General features: G+C 41.4%; 15 protein-coding genes and 1 tRNA gene. 7 read left to right on the forward strand and 9 right to left on the reverse strand.

What is annotated here, in order from left to right; translation table 11 throughout:
• Position 1: 1 nt before the first annotated feature.
• The 5 genes from J8L98_RS05315 to ribA all read right to left on the reverse strand — a co-directional run bounded on the left by J8L98_RS05315 (position 2) and on the right by ribA (position 5,870).
• Entirely contained in the window at positions 2–1,222 is a 1,221-nt protein-coding gene (locus tag J8L98_RS05315) for an aspartate kinase (RefSeq protein WP_210995628.1), read from the reverse strand.
• Between the two features lie 3 nt (positions 1,223–1,225).
• Positions 1,226–3,829, reverse strand: a complete 2,604-nt coding sequence (gene alaS, locus J8L98_RS05320; RefSeq protein ID WP_210995629.1) for an alanine--tRNA ligase — start codon at positions 3,827–3,829, stop codon at positions 1,226–1,228.
• 4 nt (positions 3,830–3,833) lie between these two features.
• Positions 3,834–4,298 (reverse strand): regulatory protein RecX, encoded by a 465-nt coding sequence (locus J8L98_RS05325; protein ID WP_192508718.1) that lies wholly within the window; start codon positions 4,296–4,298, stop codon positions 3,834–3,836.
• The gene (locus J8L98_RS05330; RefSeq protein ID WP_210995630.1) at positions 4,299–5,105 is read right to left on the reverse strand and encodes a BPSS1780 family membrane protein; all 807 of its coding nucleotides are present in this window, start codon (positions 5,103–5,105) and stop codon (positions 4,299–4,301) included. It lies immediately after the preceding gene.
• A 138-nt stretch (positions 5,106–5,243) separates the two neighbouring features.
• On the reverse strand, positions 5,244–5,870 hold the full coding sequence (gene ribA / locus J8L98_RS05335; RefSeq protein ID WP_210995631.1) for a GTP cyclohydrolase II: 627 nt from the start codon (positions 5,868–5,870) through the stop codon (positions 5,244–5,246).
• Positions 5,871–6,108: 238 nt separating this feature from the next.
• Between ribA and J8L98_RS05340 the strand changes: the two genes are divergently transcribed.
• Genes J8L98_RS05340 through J8L98_RS05350 form a run of 3 tightly spaced genes read left to right on the forward strand, consistent with a single transcriptional unit; the run spans position 6,109 to position 9,291 of the window.
• Positions 6,109–7,320: a hypothetical protein gene (locus J8L98_RS05340; protein ID WP_210995632.1), complete on the forward strand. Its 1,212-nt coding sequence runs from the start codon at positions 6,109–6,111 to the stop codon at positions 7,318–7,320.
• The gene (locus J8L98_RS05345; protein ID WP_192508722.1) at positions 7,320–7,742 is read left to right on the forward strand and encodes a hypothetical protein; all 423 of its coding nucleotides are present in this window, start codon (positions 7,320–7,322) and stop codon (positions 7,740–7,742) included. Before J8L98_RS05340 ends, J8L98_RS05345 begins: the two co-directional genes overlap by 1 nt.
• Positions 7,732–9,291 carry a diguanylate cyclase gene (locus tag J8L98_RS05350; protein WP_210995633.1) on the forward strand — a complete coding sequence of 520 codons (1,560 nt, stop codon included), beginning with the start codon at positions 7,732–7,734 and terminating at the stop codon, positions 9,289–9,291. The genes J8L98_RS05345 and J8L98_RS05350 overlap by 11 nt, the downstream gene beginning before the upstream one ends.
• A gap of 14 nt (positions 9,292–9,305) precedes the next feature.
• Here J8L98_RS05350 and J8L98_RS05355 read toward each other — a convergent pair whose 3' ends face one another.
• A complete protein-coding gene (locus J8L98_RS05355; protein WP_210995634.1) occupies positions 9,306–9,812 on the reverse strand; it encodes a DUF3087 domain-containing protein in 507 nt (168 codons plus the stop codon).
• Positions 9,813–9,939: 127 nt separating this feature from the next.
• On the opposite strand from J8L98_RS05355, the gene J8L98_RS05360 reads away from it, so the two are divergent.
• The 3 genes from J8L98_RS05360 to J8L98_RS05370 are packed head-to-tail and all read left to right on the forward strand — an operon-like array spanning position 9,940 to position 11,745.
• Positions 9,940–10,566 carry an energy transducer TonB gene (locus J8L98_RS05360; protein ID WP_210995635.1) on the forward strand — a complete coding sequence of 209 codons (627 nt, stop codon included), beginning with the start codon at positions 9,940–9,942 and terminating at the stop codon, positions 10,564–10,566.
• A gap of 53 nt (positions 10,567–10,619) precedes the next feature.
• Positions 10,620–11,162: an RNA polymerase sigma factor gene (locus J8L98_RS05365; RefSeq protein ID WP_210995636.1), complete on the forward strand. Its 543-nt coding sequence runs from the start codon at positions 10,620–10,622 to the stop codon at positions 11,160–11,162.
• Positions 11,155–11,745, forward strand: a complete 591-nt coding sequence (locus J8L98_RS05370; RefSeq protein ID WP_210995637.1) for a hypothetical protein — start codon at positions 11,155–11,157, stop codon at positions 11,743–11,745. Before J8L98_RS05365 ends, J8L98_RS05370 begins: the two co-directional genes overlap by 8 nt.
• Positions 11,746–12,052: 307 nt before the next feature.
• Here J8L98_RS05370 and J8L98_RS05375 read toward each other — a convergent pair whose 3' ends face one another.
• Complete coding sequence (locus tag J8L98_RS05375) at positions 12,053–13,429, reverse strand: Na+/H+ antiporter NhaC family protein (protein ID WP_210995638.1); 1,377 nt, start codon at positions 13,427–13,429, stop codon at positions 12,053–12,055.
• Positions 13,430–13,674: 245 nt separating this feature from the next.
• On the opposite strand from J8L98_RS05375, the gene J8L98_RS05380 reads away from it, so the two are divergent.
• Positions 13,675–14,523, forward strand: a complete 849-nt coding sequence (locus J8L98_RS05380) for a MurR/RpiR family transcriptional regulator (RefSeq protein WP_192508729.1) — start codon at positions 13,675–13,677, stop codon at positions 14,521–14,523.
• On the opposite strand, the gene J8L98_RS05385 is transcribed toward J8L98_RS05380, so the two are convergent.
• The gene (locus J8L98_RS05385) at positions 14,520–15,665 is read right to left on the reverse strand and encodes a DUF1343 domain-containing protein (RefSeq protein ID WP_247682448.1); all 1,146 of its coding nucleotides are present in this window, start codon (positions 15,663–15,665) and stop codon (positions 14,520–14,522) included. The genes J8L98_RS05380 and J8L98_RS05385 overlap by 4 nt on opposite strands.
• 230 nt (positions 15,666–15,895) lie before the next feature.
• Positions 15,896–15,972 (reverse strand) — tRNA-Arg (locus J8L98_RS05390).
• Positions 15,973–16,082 lie beyond the last annotated feature (110 nt).

Raw genomic sequence — 16,082 nt, forward strand, 5'->3', positions numbered from 1 at the left:
CTTACTCAGTACTTTCCGAGAAAAATGTAGCGTGTAACGTCCTTACAGCTAATTCTAGATATTTTTCTTCCACTAATACTGAGACTTTAATCTCAGAACTAGAAACTAATAGTGTTTTTATACCTTCTTGAGTTAAAGCACTAAAAAATTGATTGGTCACTTCGCAATTTGATTTTATGCCCACCCCTACCGCAGAAACCTTAGCAACATTCGCGTTACTTTCAACGCTATGTGCTCGTATGCACCTTAAGTTTGACTGCAATATCTCAATCACCTGTAAGTGATCATTACTCTGCACTGTAAAAGCATAGTCTATTTTTCCACTATGTTGATGAGTTTGCGCGATCATATCTATTTCAATCTGCTGTTCAGCACACAATGCTTTGATCTCACCAAGACAGCTAAAACTTTGCTCGCATCCTAGCACCTTTATTTCCACTTCATTACGCGAAGCGGCAATGCCCGCTATACGACTATGCCCTATCGACTCTTCTTCATACGTAATGAGAGTACCAGTGTCAGGAGAAAAGCTAGATAGTACCCTCAGTGGCACTTTATACCTTCCAGCTGCTTCAACCGATCGAAGATGCAGAACCTTTGCACCTAAACTTGCTAAAGCAAGCATTTCAGCACATGTAATATGCGTTAAACGCTTTGCCTTAGACTCAATACGCGGATCAGTTGTATATACGCCATCAACATCCGTAAAGATCTGACACTCATCAGCTTTTAATACCGCAGCGAGTTCAACCGCAGTCGTATCCGTTCCACCACGACCTAAAGTCGTAATATTACCTTCATAATCTCGACCTTGAAAACCCGTAATAATTGCGATGCGGTTATGTTCAAGCTCTTGCTGTAAACGTGCTGTTTGGATATGTTCGATACGAGCTTTACCAAAGTGGTTGGTAGTTCGGATCCCGACTTGATCAGCCAGTAGACTTATTGCAGAGTGGCCCCGTTTAATAATCGCCATAGCAAGCAACGCAACACTGACCTGCTCCCCTGTGGTCATTAGCACATCGAGTTCACGACTATTCGGGCGCGCATCGAGCTGTGTTGCCATCTCAATTAAACGGTTTGTTTCTCCTGACATGGCTGACAAAACAACAACAACTTGATGGCCTTGCTGAGTGGTTTTAACGACTAAATCGGCGACAGCTTCGATACGCTCTAGCGAACCAACCGAAGTGCCACCAAACTTTTGTACAAATAATGCCACCTGTTACTGCGTTTTCTCAGTAACCCAAGCATTAACACTTGCCAACGCAGCCTCAAGATTTTGCGGCTCTGAGCCTCCTGCCTGAGCCATATCTGGACGACCACCACCTTTTCCGCCAACCTGTGCTGCCATATGATTAACGAGCTCACCCGCTTTCACCTGAGCAATAAGGTCTTTGGTTACGCCAGCAATCAGACTCACTTTGTCGCCATTTGCTACACCCAGTGCGATCACACCTGAGCCCATCTTATTCTTTAAATCATCCACCATACCACGCAGTGCTTTTGACTCGGTACCGGCGACATTGGCAACCAATAGTTTAATTCCGTTAACGTCAACTGCAGAATCAAGTAATGATGCTCCCGCAGCACTTGCTAATTTATCATTAAGCTGGGATACCTGTTTTTCTAGACCTTTGGCTTTTTCTAGTAAGGCACTCACTTTCTCAAGCACATTCAGACTATCACCTTTTACTAACGCTGCTATGTCTGCTAACTGCTGTTCTTGTTGTGCAACATAAGCAATAGCATCTTCACCCGTTACGGCTTCAATACGACGAACACCTGCTGCAATACCTCCTTCAGAGACAATCTTAAACAGGCCTATATCACCTGCACGCTGAACATGTGTTCCGCCACACAGTTCAATAGAATATTCCCCAATAGAGACAACGCGCACTTCGTCATCATACTTTTCGCCGAACAAGGCCATAGCCCCTTTTTCTTTAGCCTCGTCGATGTCCATTAGCTGCGTATCAAGCGTAAAGTTACGACGTATTTCAGCATTAACAGCGTCTTCTAGCTCACGCAACTGCGCCTTAGTTACCCCTTCAAAATGGGAGAAATCAAAACGTAATTTATCAGGCATCACGAGTGAGCCTTTTTGAGCAACATGATCGCCCAATAGCTGACGAAGCGCTTCATGTAGAATGTGCGTACCTGTGTGATTTTTCTTAATTCTATCACGGCGCTCGCTGTCAATTTTCGCATCAGCTTTATCATTAATGCCAATACGGCCCTGTACTTTTCCATGATGGGCAAATGCATTACCCAATTTGCGCGTATCAACGACCGAAAACTCACCGCCAGACACAGTCAGGGTGCCTGAATCACCAACCTGACCACCTGATTCAGCATAGAAAGGCGTTCTATCTAATACGACAATCCCCTCTTGTCCATCTTCAAGTACATTAACCGCGTGTCCTTCGAAAAATAGCTCAATAACTGTGCCCGTATAATGCTCTGCGTCGTAACCTTTAAAATCCGTTGATTTCTCTGATTTAAGTTGTTCGTTATAATCAGCGCCAAACTTACCTGCTTGCTGCGCTTTTTTACGTTGCACATCCATGCACTCTTGAAAGCCATGCTCATCAATCGTCATGAAGCGCTCTCGAGCAACATCAGCAGTTAAATCAGCAGGGAAACCATAAGTATCATAAAGTTTAAATACCAATTCACCAGGGATCACATCTCCTTTAATATCGGCCAAGCTTTCTTCCAATATAGCCAAACCTCTGTCGAGCGTTTTACCAAACTGTTCTTCTTCTATTCGTAATACTTTCTCAATAATTGCTTGTTGTTTTGCCAGTTCAGGATATGCTTCACCCATCTGCTCGACCAATGCAGCCACAAGTTTAAAGAAAAAAGCACCCGAAGCGCCTAACTTATTACCATGGCGCACAGCACGACGGATGATACGGCGCAGTACGTAACCTCGGCCTTCATTAGATGGCATAACCCCGTCAGAGACCAAAAATGCGCATGAACGAATATGGTCAGCAACAACGCGTAAAGATTTATCTTCTAAATCCTTCGCATTCGTCACTGATGCGGCAGCTTTTATTAGACCTTGGAATAAATCAATTTCATAGTTTGAGTGTACACCTTGCAAGATAGCTGCAATACGCTCAAGGCCCATCCCCGTATCAACCGATTGCTTTGGTAATGGCTCCATTGTGCCATCAGCATGACGGTTGTATTGCATGAATACAAGATTCCAGATCTCAATAAAACGATCGCCGTCTTCTTCAGGAGATCCTGGAGGGCCTCCCCAAATATGCTCACCATGATCGTAGAATATTTCTGAACATGGTCCACACGGGCCTGTATCACCCATTGACCAAAAATTATCATTCGTATCAATACGAATGATTTTGTCATCACTCAGTCCTATGTCTTTTGACCAAAACTCATACGCTTCTTCATCCGTATGGTAAACCGTGACAAGTAGCTTTTCTTTGGGCAATTTCACAACATCCGTTAAAAACTGCCATGCAAATGTAATCGCTTCTTGCTTAAAGTAATCACCAAAACTGAAATTACCTAGCATTTCAAAGAAAGTATGATGGCGAGCGGTATAGCCTACATTTTCTAAATCATTATGCTTACCACCAGCACGTACGCAACGTTGAGAGCTTGTTGCGCGAGTGTAAGGGCGAGACTCGGCCCCTAAAAATACATCTTTAAACTGCACCATACCTGCATTGTTAAATAACAAAGTCGCATCATTACCTGGAATGAGCGAGCTTGACGGGACAATTTGGTGCTGTTGTGTGGCAAAGTAGTCTAAAAACGCTTGCCTGATCTGTGCGGTAGTCATGTGCTGCATGTGATTATTCACCCATTGTTGCTGCTTGCATTGCAAAATCTATTTCTTCATAGCTAAAGCCGCGATACATCATGTATCTGACTCGCTTTGCTTTGTCTTTATAATCAAGGTTAGGCGCAGTTACTGCGTACTTTTTTACATAAGCATCTTGCGCTAATTGAAACCAATCGACTTCGAGCGTCTCGATTAGTTGCAGTAATTGCGCGCGGTCAACCCCTTTATTCATCGCCTCAGCCAACACTCTTTTTTGGCCAAAACCTTTATTAATCTGTCTTCTTAAAAAGCTATCGCAATAGCGAGCTTCATCGATATAACCGAGCCGCTCGCACCATACTAATAACTCTTCGATGTAGCTCTCTGGCGCCTCTTTGGCTCTGAGCTTTTTTATCAACTCTTTGTGAGAGTACTCTTGCCTAGCCAGTAACCACAATACATAGTTTTTTAGCTTTTGCTTACTAGTATCATCCATTTAAGCGTCAAACCGGCCCGTATCGTTACCATCTTGTTGCACTGTTTCCGTGCTCTCATCATGCTCACTTTGCACCTTAACAACCGGCATAAAAATCGCTTGGAAAGAAACAAAAAAGCTAATATATGAAATAGGAATAATCACCAATAAAGGGATCATGCTTAGTGGCATTGACGCCAATATTAACAAAGCAATCGCTAAGCCATACACCCCCAGCGGGGCCATGTTTTTATGAAATGCCTTGAGCGATTGTTTAATCGCCGTAAAGATACGTGTTTCACCTTTAAAAAACACCAGAGGTAATGCATACGCAAATGCCATTAGATTAAAGCAATGTGCTATCGCAAACACCATAATATCAGACATTGAAATACTCGCGAGTAATGCATTTATTAACTCATCTGGCTGTTGAGTTGATGACGCTTCTTGCATAATCGCAAATGCATCAGCAAATAAGAAATCCGCTAACAAGGTCAATAAAATAATCGCCCCCATTTGGTATAAACCTAGGCGAAACAAGTGTAATCGTCGCCCTTTTGCGGAAAAAGGCGCTAAGATATCAGCAAGGCTAATGGTTTTACCTTGCTGTTTACTCAACACGGCCATATACATACCAGCAGTCAAAAACGGCGATGCAAAAGCCGCTAATAATTGCAGCAAAGGTGCCACGAGGGGCACAAGCGCCACAATAATGATGAAAATATACATGAAAACAAACGTCATGGGCTGAGTCTTAAAAATGCTCCAACCAGCCTTTAGCCACTGAATACCCATGGCTGCTTTAAATACTCTAAATTCTGATGACATAACGGCTCAAAGCTAATAAAAACACGGAGATTATACCCAAGAGGAACAAAATTGCGAGTTTATCAATCGATTCTGCTTCTCTAAAAAGCAAAAATGCGACAGAAGATGTCGCACTCTTAAATAAACTCGGATGTTACACTATTTTGGTTTTGAAATTTTCTTTATATCCAGCATATGTGAACCATGTTTTACCTTAGTCTCTAAATAACTCCGGTTACCGACATTTCCCGATTTAACATGTGCCTGAGTTGCTACAACCTCGTCGACAGTAATACCGGCATCTCTCAGTGCATTGAGCTTATTTGGATTATTTGTCATTAATTTAACATGCGACAGCCCCATCGCTTTCAACATCAAAACCGCATCTGAGAAATCGCGTAAGTCATCATCAAAACCTAAATGATTATTTGCCTCGTAAGTGTTCATCCCTTGTGATTGCAATACATACGCGTCAATTTTATTATACAGGCCAATTCCTCTGCCTTCTTGGCGTAAATATAGCAGGATCCCACCTTCTTTATGCATGGTCTCTATACATTCATTTAACTGCTCGCCACAGTCACACCGAGACGAATGGAATACGTCTCCGGTCAGACACTCAGAATGCATTCGAATAAGGGGTACTGATTGTTGCGATTCCGCTTCATTAAAAATTAAAGCAACGTGCTCTTGGCCATCTTGCAAACCACTAAAGGACACAATTTCCGCGGGAATATGACTATGCTGTCCCACATTCAGCTGAACTCTCGCTCTTACATCTGCCACGACTTCAGGACCTACTCAGTAAATTAAATGTGATACTATCACGATATTTATATGCAATAATATAGATATGGTGTTCAAATCAGAAAAAACAAGCTCGTTATATGCAAGCCCTATCGTACACGTGCAAAATTTTGCAATTAATCTGTCTAGATGATGGTTGACTGTTGAATTACAAGCAACACCAGCTAATCTTAGATTAAGACGAGATACAGAACCACGCGCATCCTCGGAACGAACAATGAGACTACTGGTTGCCTTACTATCAATCCCTCACTTTATGGCTGACGGCTCAACTTTAAAGTTTGATGGTTTTACCAATATAAGTCTCAGTAGTAGTTCCTCTGAAACAGCGAAAGTCAGGCAACTAATTTCCCAACCTCATGGGGTCTCTAACAGTAACATTGCTTTATATAACTCCTCACTTGGCGTGCAATTTGAATGGCAAGCCTCATCTGCTTGGCAAATCGTTAGCCAGTTAGTTATAAAAGATCAAAAGAAATACGATATCAATACGCTGACACAACTGGCCTTCGTTCGCTATATGCCTAATGCCGACTGGACTATACGCTTCGGGCGCACCGGTCTTGATTTATTCATGATGACTGAATATCGAGATATTGGCTATTCGTTTACACAAGAACATTTACCAACTGAGTTTTATGCCATTATTCCCCACCAAAATATCGATGGTTTAGATTTACGCTATAAAACCCCAACTGAGCTTGGACTAACGAGTATACGGGCATTTATTGGCCGTTCTAAAGCACCTATCGTGAGCGATAATAACTTTTATTGGAACGCCGAATTAAAAGATATTGCTGGCCTAACTGTTGAGATAGAAAATAACAACTTGTTACTTAGAGCAAACTACACACAATCTAAATCTGGAAACGAAAATGCACAACAACAGATGTTAAAAGAGGCGATACAACACATTTCTCCACAAGTTTGGCCTAGCCAACCGCAACTATTGACATCATTAGATATCGTTGGGAAACGTTTCGACTACAGTGCCATTGGCTTTCGGTTCGATGATACTAACTGGATTGCTCAATCTGAATTATCTTATATAAATTCTAATTCGGAAGTACTAAACCACTTAAGAAGTTACTATATTAGTGTCGGAAAGCACATAGGCAACCATACTTTAATGGCTTCCTTCTCTCGCGCAAAATCTAATAATGAAACACCAGAAAAACCAATTATATCAACACCTGATCTGGATTTTATATACAATAATATTGTCCGTCACACCGATTTTTACTTAATTGATCAATACACTGTTTCTATGACTTGGAGGGTTGAATTAAGTGATGTATCAGCGTTAAAACTGCAATGGGATCATACAAATGTTGAGCGTCTCCCCTCTGCATTATATTTGCACAACCAAACAACCACTCCCGATAATCAGTTTAATACCTTAGGCATTAGCCTGAACTGGGTATTCTGATGTTAAAAACAATTTCAGCGCTCACCGTTTGTTTCGCATGTTCGTGTTTGGCTCAGCAAGATCTGGTTGTCATTGTACACAAAGATAACCCCGTGAATAGCTTAACCCACAAAGCGGTTGTTGATATGTTCATGGGGAAATACTTAGCTTTTCCGAATGGAGTGATAGCACTGACCTGTGACTATAAAAAAGAGAGCCAAATTCGTTCTTCTTTTTTAAGTGCCATAACTGGACGCCCTATCAGCCAAATAAATGCATATTGGTCGCGCGTACGTTTTAGTGGCAAAGCGTCACCTCCACAGATATTCGACGATGTCGTGAGTATCCTCGATAAAGTCGCAAATACGTCAAATGCCATCGCCTATGTTCCAGCTCACACCGTGACACATAACGTAAAGGTGGTATATAAAATTGCTCAATAAACATAGTTTAATTACCAGACTGTTAATTATCGTTTCAGGTTCCGCTATGGTATTCGCCTTGATCTATGCCAAGCTGCACTACAGCAACGTATTCGATACTGAAATGCAGCGCTCAAACAACACCATATTACAAATTGGTCAAACAGTGTCAGCCACAGCTTCTATCGCCGCGTATTTAGAAGACAAAGATCTCGCAAATGAAGTGCTAAACGGGCTAGTTAGCAACGATGTTATTCTCGCTGCTCAACTCAATGGTCAGCAAAGTGTGCTTGCTAAAAGCATTCTATATAAAACAGAGTTACCAATTACATTTGTGTTAAGTAATCCCTTTATTATTGGTGAGCAAATTGGTGCCATTTACATAGAACCTAATACAATATTTATTGAACAAAGCGCACAAACACTTGCTTTATCAAGTGTACAAACCTTATTGGTTGTCATCTTACCTATGCTCATCATCTTTGCCATACTTGTGTATGCTCTTATCACCCAACCTCTTAATTATTTGAGCTGTCAGCTTGCCAAAATAAGCCCGGGTAAAGGGCAACGAATTGTCATTCCCACCACACACAGACACAGCGAAATAGGGACTATTTCAGGTGATATAAATAAGTTACTGTCTCGAACCGAAACGCTCTTTCTGCAAGAGCGCAGTTTAAGAAAAGACATTGAACGATTTGAAAAACGCTTTCGGCTTATGTTTGAAAAGTCATCGTCCCCGACGCTACTGGTAAAAGACAAAGGCGACATTTTATTAATTAACGAAGCAGCACAAGATTTACTCGCTGGGCTAGGCATAGATTTAGAAGAGCGCTTTCCTCATGCCTTAGGCAAAGCCTGTAAAACACCGGATATTCTATATACCTTTACCAGCAATAGTATTAACCAAAAACAAGTCATGCAGTCAGAATTTGAATTTAACAACCAGCTCACCTTAGAAACAGTGTGGCTCAATATTATTATCATAAATACCGAAAGTGATAATCAATCGTACTTACAAGTATTTATCAACGATATTACGATGAAAAAAGTCATGATCACGCAATTAAAACAAAAAGCGCAGTTTGATACATTAACTGGATTGAGTAACCGATACGGTGCAGAATTAATTTTACTTGAATGGTTAGACCAACAGCGCCCATTTAGCTTAATGCTACTTGATTTAGATGAATTCAAACCCATCAATGATATTCATGGCCATAATGCAGGTGATTCAATGCTGCAACATGTAGCACAACAACTTCAGCTTAATGTGCGTACTGATGACTTGATCTGTCGTTGGGGTGGCGATGAATTCTTGATTGCATTAGCGAATATCACCGAACAAGAAACCAAAGACCTTGCAACCACACTCTCGAAGGTCATTACCACGCCAATGCAATATTATAAATCGGGACAAGAGCACACCCTTATTGTCAGCGCAAGTCTCGGGATTGCCCGTTACCCAGATCATGCAAACACACTTAAAACGCTGGTCGAGTGTGCCGATATCGCCATGTACACAATTAAAAGAACCAGCAAAAACAGTTTTGCTTTTTATCAGATATGACTTTGTAGAACACTCTAAAACTGCTTCAACAACACGGCATTATATTCCTTTATATCCAATGTAACATTGTATTGCTTGAGCAACGTATCTAAATGCGCTTGCCAAGTCGCTAAATCATCCATCGTGATCAAGTTATCATCCAGCTCCCATAATTGCTTAGATGCGGTATAACTAAACTGAATCGCAAGCATGGCATCAACATTGCCTTGCTCTGCAGCAGTCTTGAGCTTGGTCATTTTGCGTGTAACTTTATTCAGGGCTTGTTTTAAATCCCAAACATAAACCACTTCATACATGTACGAGTGACGCCTTACTTTTAATAACACCATTGCAATCATTAAACTGGTCACAATCACCCCCAGTAAATTCCAATGAAAGTGGCTCCCATCAGGGTCAGGGAATAATGCAATAAGGCACTGCGCAATTCCTAAACTTCCGCCTGTTAACGCCACGACACACGCACCAATAACATAGTTAAGGTGTTTACGATATCTTGCTTTATTTATCGCCTCTAACAGCATCTGCTTATCCTAAAAGTACACTGCTGCGAATTGTACTCGTAATTTCTAAACAAAAAAAATAAAAAATCACCCCTTTTTTGATCCAACTTCGTTATACGAAATAACTCACCTATAAAAGGAATATGCGATGTCTGCATTCACACACTTCCCAACCGCTTCAATCACCAAAGTATTGCTTTCGACAGCCGGAGCATTAGTGGTCACATTTGCTGCTTTTGTATTTATGGATAAGTTGATCAGCCAAGAGCAAATAAGAGTATCAACTACGCCTGAAGTGATCGATTTATCCTTTTTTGTAAACAAGCAAGATAGTGCACCGCAACCGATGCAGAAGTTACCTCCACCACCAACACTAAAACCACAACCTCCGAAAGCTATCGAGCGCACATCTGTTGCAGCTATTGATATCGGTTTGATATTTACCCCAACACTCTCGCTTGGACCAATAAATCACGCACCTCCGATATTGAGCCAACAAGATACGGGGGCAACAGCAATTGTTCGCTCAGAGCCAAAATACCCTATAGCCGCAGCCCGAGATGGCATTGAAGGGTGGGTACAGCTCAACTTCACCATTTCATCTCATGGACAAGTAATCAATGCGACAGTAGTCAACGCAGAACCAAAGCGCATTTTTAATAAGGAAGCATTACGTGCCATAACTCGTTGGAAGTACAGACCTAAAATAGTGAACGGACAAGCCATCGCGCAACCAAATCAAAATGTTGTGCTAGAGTTTAAATTAAATCAGTAACTTTATTGGGTAAATATCAAACGGTATTTACCCAATATCTGTGAGGAAAGCCTATGCTAATAGCCTTAAAATCATGGCTAAAATTAAATACCCGTGCTGATGACCCGCTCTATGAATACAAAAAAACGGGCCAAAGCTACTATATTGAGCAAGCCATTGATACCTATAGCCGTGATATATTCCACTTTATTCGCAGTCAAAGTAATCGTGTGTTAGCCGAGGATATCTGCCAAAAAACTTGGCTAACCGTCGTCGAAAAGCGTCACACATATAACCAACAGAATACGCCTAAAGCGTGGTTATTCTCCATTGCGCGCAATGCGTTAATTGATGAACTACGAAAAACAAAAAGAATCGTACAATTAGATGATACAACGCTGATTGCAGCGCAGTCTGATAATTCACATATAGATACGCTATATCAAGCAATGACACAGTTGCCGTTTTTGCAGCGTGAAGCCTTAATGCTCCAGCTGGAAGGATTTTCATTGCAAGAAATCGCGCATATTACACATCAAAATCACGAAACCATCAAAACCCGTTTGCGATATGCCAAGCAACATTTAAAAGCAACCATGGAGCCTAACGATGGATAACCAAGAGCAATTTGAAAAAGCCCTAAAACAGGCATACAAAAAGTGTAAAGAGCCAGTAAATACGAGCCAACTTAACAAATACAAACAGGCCTGTGCAAAAAATGAAAAGTACGTATCATGGCAACGAATACAGTGGCTTTTGGCCTGCTCTGGAGTGGTATTTTTATGTATTCAACTTTTTATAGCGACCCCCAGCAATAAGCATACAACCATCACTATGAAAAGTGCCACGCAGTATGACAATATAGAAATACATCGCGTACAGCAGGGTGAATATCAACGTGAAATTGTCGTCCAAAAACAGCGGTTAGATTTACAGTTGAAACACAGTCAAATGATACGAAAAGCAACCATTTCCCATGGTGAGGTCGTTGAGCAACACGTAGATAGATGGCTCATCGCAGATTGTCAGAAAAGAACTTTGATAAGCCTTGAGCAAAGCTTATTAGCACAATTAGTTCCTAACTGGAAAACACAACCTTCCTTTGTCGGCCGTTATTTGGCTCTCAATCAAAACAGCGCTGGGCACATTATTGGCTTAAGTGGCATCGAAAGTGGGCGGCAAATCTATAGTTGCCCATAATATATCAGTGCTTGATGTGCCATGATAAATAGAGCATAAAATTAGCGGGCTGTTGATCTTTGCGGTTCTATTTTTGTTCTCTTTGAGCGTGCTTTTATCGCGGCGCTTAATATGTGGCCTAGTGATCTAAGCGAATATTAAGCAACAAAGAGAAAGGGGTGCTCAAAAGAACCGGTAGGCAGCGCTTGATTGGCTTTTCTACTATGTTATCGGCTGACTCACATGGAATAACCATGCTACGCAGCCTCTGCCTTGTATAAAAGCCAATCAAACTACTGCAAAAATGAACCTAAAAGATCCACAGCCCCTAAATAAGTAGAATACTTGCAATGAAAAAGCTGATTAACGCCAGCACCCCGCCCACTAAAGCATATGGCAGCTGGGTTTTTACATGCGTTAATAAATCACATCCTGATGCGAGTGCGGACACTGCACTGGTATCTGATATTGGTGAACAATGATCGCCAAAAATACCACCACTTAAAATGGCGCCAATAACCAGCTCAGGCGGGAGTCCAAGCGTTTGGATCAGTGGCACGCCAATCGGGATCAAAATAGCGAATGTTCCCCATGATGTGCCTGTTGTAAATGACATTACTGCCCCAGTTAAAAACAATACTGGTACGATTGCGTAAAGTGGCAAGTAATCACCGACTAATGATGCGACAAATACACCGGTGCCTAACACCTTTAAACTCGCACCTAAAGTGAGTGATAACAGTACGATACTCACTAACGGTAAAAGCTCTCCAATTCCTTTAAAACCTACATCCACAAGTTGATGATGTGTAAAACGCTTATGTGTTAATAATAATAAATAAGCCACGGCCGACGCTAGTATAGTCGCATAAAGCACGGACTTAGAGCCACTGCCTTTTGCCAACTCACCGCCCCCAGTCCAAAACATAAAACCGACCATACTGATGATCAATGTCAGCAGTGGTACCAACATAAACCTTGCCTTCGTTGCGGTTGGCCCTGCATCAACGTCTACATTTCTCTTACTTAACTGTTGTTCTGCGAATTTCATTGGACCATGTACTTTATCAAACACAATGGTGTAAAGCACAATCAACAGAGCAATAATTGCATAATAGTTAAAAGCAACGCTTCCCCATAATATGCTGACAGCTGATTGCTCTAATTCATAGTTACTTAATAGACCTAGAATATATGCCCCCCACCCATTTAATAAAATCAAAATGCAAACAGGAGCACTGGTGCTATCGATTATGTAAGCCAATCGTGCTCGACTCATTTTAAATTTATCGAACAAGCCTCTAGAAACAATACCAGACGTTAAAACACTCATATTCGATTCAATGAATACTGCCGTTCCAGTGAACATAGTAAGTAAACCAACTTGCCGCTTACTCTTTGCTACACCTTTGTTCATCAAAACACTGACGGTTGCCGCTACGCCACCGGATTCTCTGATATAGGCCAGTAATGCCCCAATCACTAAACTAAAAATAAGGATCCGACTATTACCAGCTGACGTCGCCACAGAAATAACACGCTCAATGCTATTAACCAGCGTCATGAATATACTACTTCCCTCTCCTTGTAAGGCCAATAAAAACTCCGAACTAAGCAACGCCAACACAAGCGCTAAAATTACTTCCTTACGCCAAAACACCACTAATATGGCAATTAATGGTGGTAATATAGAGTACCAAGTCATACAGCTTCCTTACAGGTCGCAACAGCAACAATAGAAAATAATGAATTCGACCGAACAGCTTAATGAGTAAAATGCTAAAAACCAAGCTTTTCAGTTAAACCAAAGTCAATAATGCAACATTAGTACCCATACTGGTACAATGTGTGAAAAAATAGCAATAATCATAACTGGAAACACTATCGCAACGTTCCGATTGCACCTATAATAAGTACAATTACAAGTTAGTTACAGGTGAAGTATCCCGCATGTCGACATTCGTAAAAATAAAAGCTTTGCGGCCAAGTCTCTCAAATAGTGAGGCTAAGCTTGCAGATTTCACGTTAAATTCAAGTGCCAAGATTAGAGCGCTCTCATCTGTGGAACTGGCCAGAGCTGCAGGTGTTAGCCAATCAAGCGTAGTCAAGTTCGCGCAAAAGCTTGGCTATAAAGGCTTTCCAGCATTTAAACTGGCTGTTGTAGATGACCTTAATTTGCAAAGCCAGCACCCTCAGCCCGCAACAGGAATCATCAACAGCAATGACCCACTCGAACTCATAGCCGACAAATTACTATCAAATCAGCATGCCATTTTATCAGAAACGCACAAACTCAATACCCCAAATCAATTTGAGAATGCGATTCAAACCATAAAATCAGCAAAGAAAATTATGATATGTGCAGTTGGTGGCAGCTACACAATGGCACAAGACTTTGCACTCAAGCTGCAAAAGCTCGGTTTACCGGCAATTGCCCAAATAGATGAAATGTCTGCTGCTAGTTACGTCGCAACGATGAGCAAAGATGACTTGTTAATCGCCATTAGTGATTCAGGGCAAAGTAAAGGGGTATTAAAAGTTGCCAAGCAAGCAGCTATCAATGAATGTAATATTATTACCATGTCTCGCTATGGTAGTAACCCACTCAGTGATCTAGCGCATACTAAACTATTCACCGTCATTGATCATGAGCCAGTTAAACACGCATCGATTTTAACACGCACATCACAAAGCTACTTAATTGATGTACTTTTCATTGGTCTGACACAATCAAATTTACATTGGCAAAAACGTGCTGAACGTGCCAATGAATATATGAGCGAGTTACGTCACAGTTAACGTGGGTAAAGTAAATAAGGTTGGCGGCGCTGCATATACTGTTGTAATGATGGCTGCCAACTTTGCTTTATTTTGTCAGCCGACTTACCCGCCTCAATCGCGATTCTGAGTTGGTCTGTCCCTGCGAGTTTATCCATAAAGCCCGCATGTTTAAAAAACACAATCCCGTCACTAGATAGCCTTTTGTACGCATTAATAAACCAGCTTAAGTCCAACCCGTCACTTTCATATTGCCTTAAATCAACCCCGAATACGGATCTCCCATTGAACTTTGGATTCGCAGCCACACCTTTAATTGATCGTGGCGTAAACGAAAACTTTCCAAGTTTTATGGGATCATATCCGTAGACTTGAAAAGGAAAATCAGTCCCTCTACCAACAGATACAGGTGTAGCTTCAAAAAAGCACAAAGAGGGGTAAAGCGCAATTGCTTGACTATTAGGAAGGTTAGGACTTGGCTTTATTGGTAACTCATACTTGGTATTCACACTATAGTTTTCAACGGGGATCACTTGTAACTGCAACTTTTTATCCACCGCCAACCAATTTTCACCAACAATCATTTTTGCCAACTCGCCCACTGTGAGACCATGTAAAATCGGAATTGGGTGTATACCTACGAATGATTTAAATTTGGGATCTAAAACTGGACCATCTACAAACGCAATATTTGGATTAGGTCTGTCTAATACAATAAACTCTTTGCCATATTTTGCTGCAGCTTCCATCATATAGTGCATTGTGCTGATGTAAGTATAAAATCGAACCCCCACATCTTGAATATCAAAAATGATCACATCAATATTTTGGAGCTGTTGTTTTGACGGGCGTTTATGCTTGCCATATAACGATACAATCGGCACTCCCGTTTTTATATCAGTGCCTGATAATACATGTGCCCCAGCATCGTGGTCCCCACGAAAACCGTGTTCAGGTGCAAATATCACACGTACATCAACCCCTTTAGACAATAGACTATCTAGTAAATGTCCGTGTTTTGTGCGTGCAGTTTGATTGACGACCAAGGCCACACGCTGCTGCTTTAATAAAGGTAAATAGTGTTCGTAACGTTCAGCCCCTACTTGCAATGCCCAACAGTTAGCGGTGAATATACATAAACAAACAAGAAAGAAGAAACGCATAGTTATCATGAAGAAATAAATTTGGCTCATGATGGCGGAGAAAGTTAGACGATGCAAGAGCAAGGCGATGCCTTACTAATTTAAATGAAGCTGCTGTGGCAACCTTCAAATGGTGTACTCACTCGCCTTGAGCAAACACCTAAGGAACGTAATTTATAAATTTCAGACACAAAAAAACCGATTGACTATACATAATCATATCGGTTGTTTGTTCCACTTCTAAAAAGAAGTGGCGGACGCGGGAGGATTCGAACCTCCGACCGCCTGGTTCGTAGCCAGGTACTCTATCCAGCTGAGCTACGCGTCCGTTATTCAGTTTTATTTTCATCGATACTGCTTCGATGCGAACTTTTCCCGTAACCATCGTTGCTAAATAAACTATCCAGCTGAGCTACATGTTCGTGTTGGTAATTTTAT

This window comes from Pseudoalteromonas sp. MMG013 (assembly GCF_018100885.1).
Lineage (GTDB): Bacteria > Pseudomonadota > Gammaproteobacteria > Enterobacterales > Alteromonadaceae > Pseudoalteromonas > Pseudoalteromonas aurantia.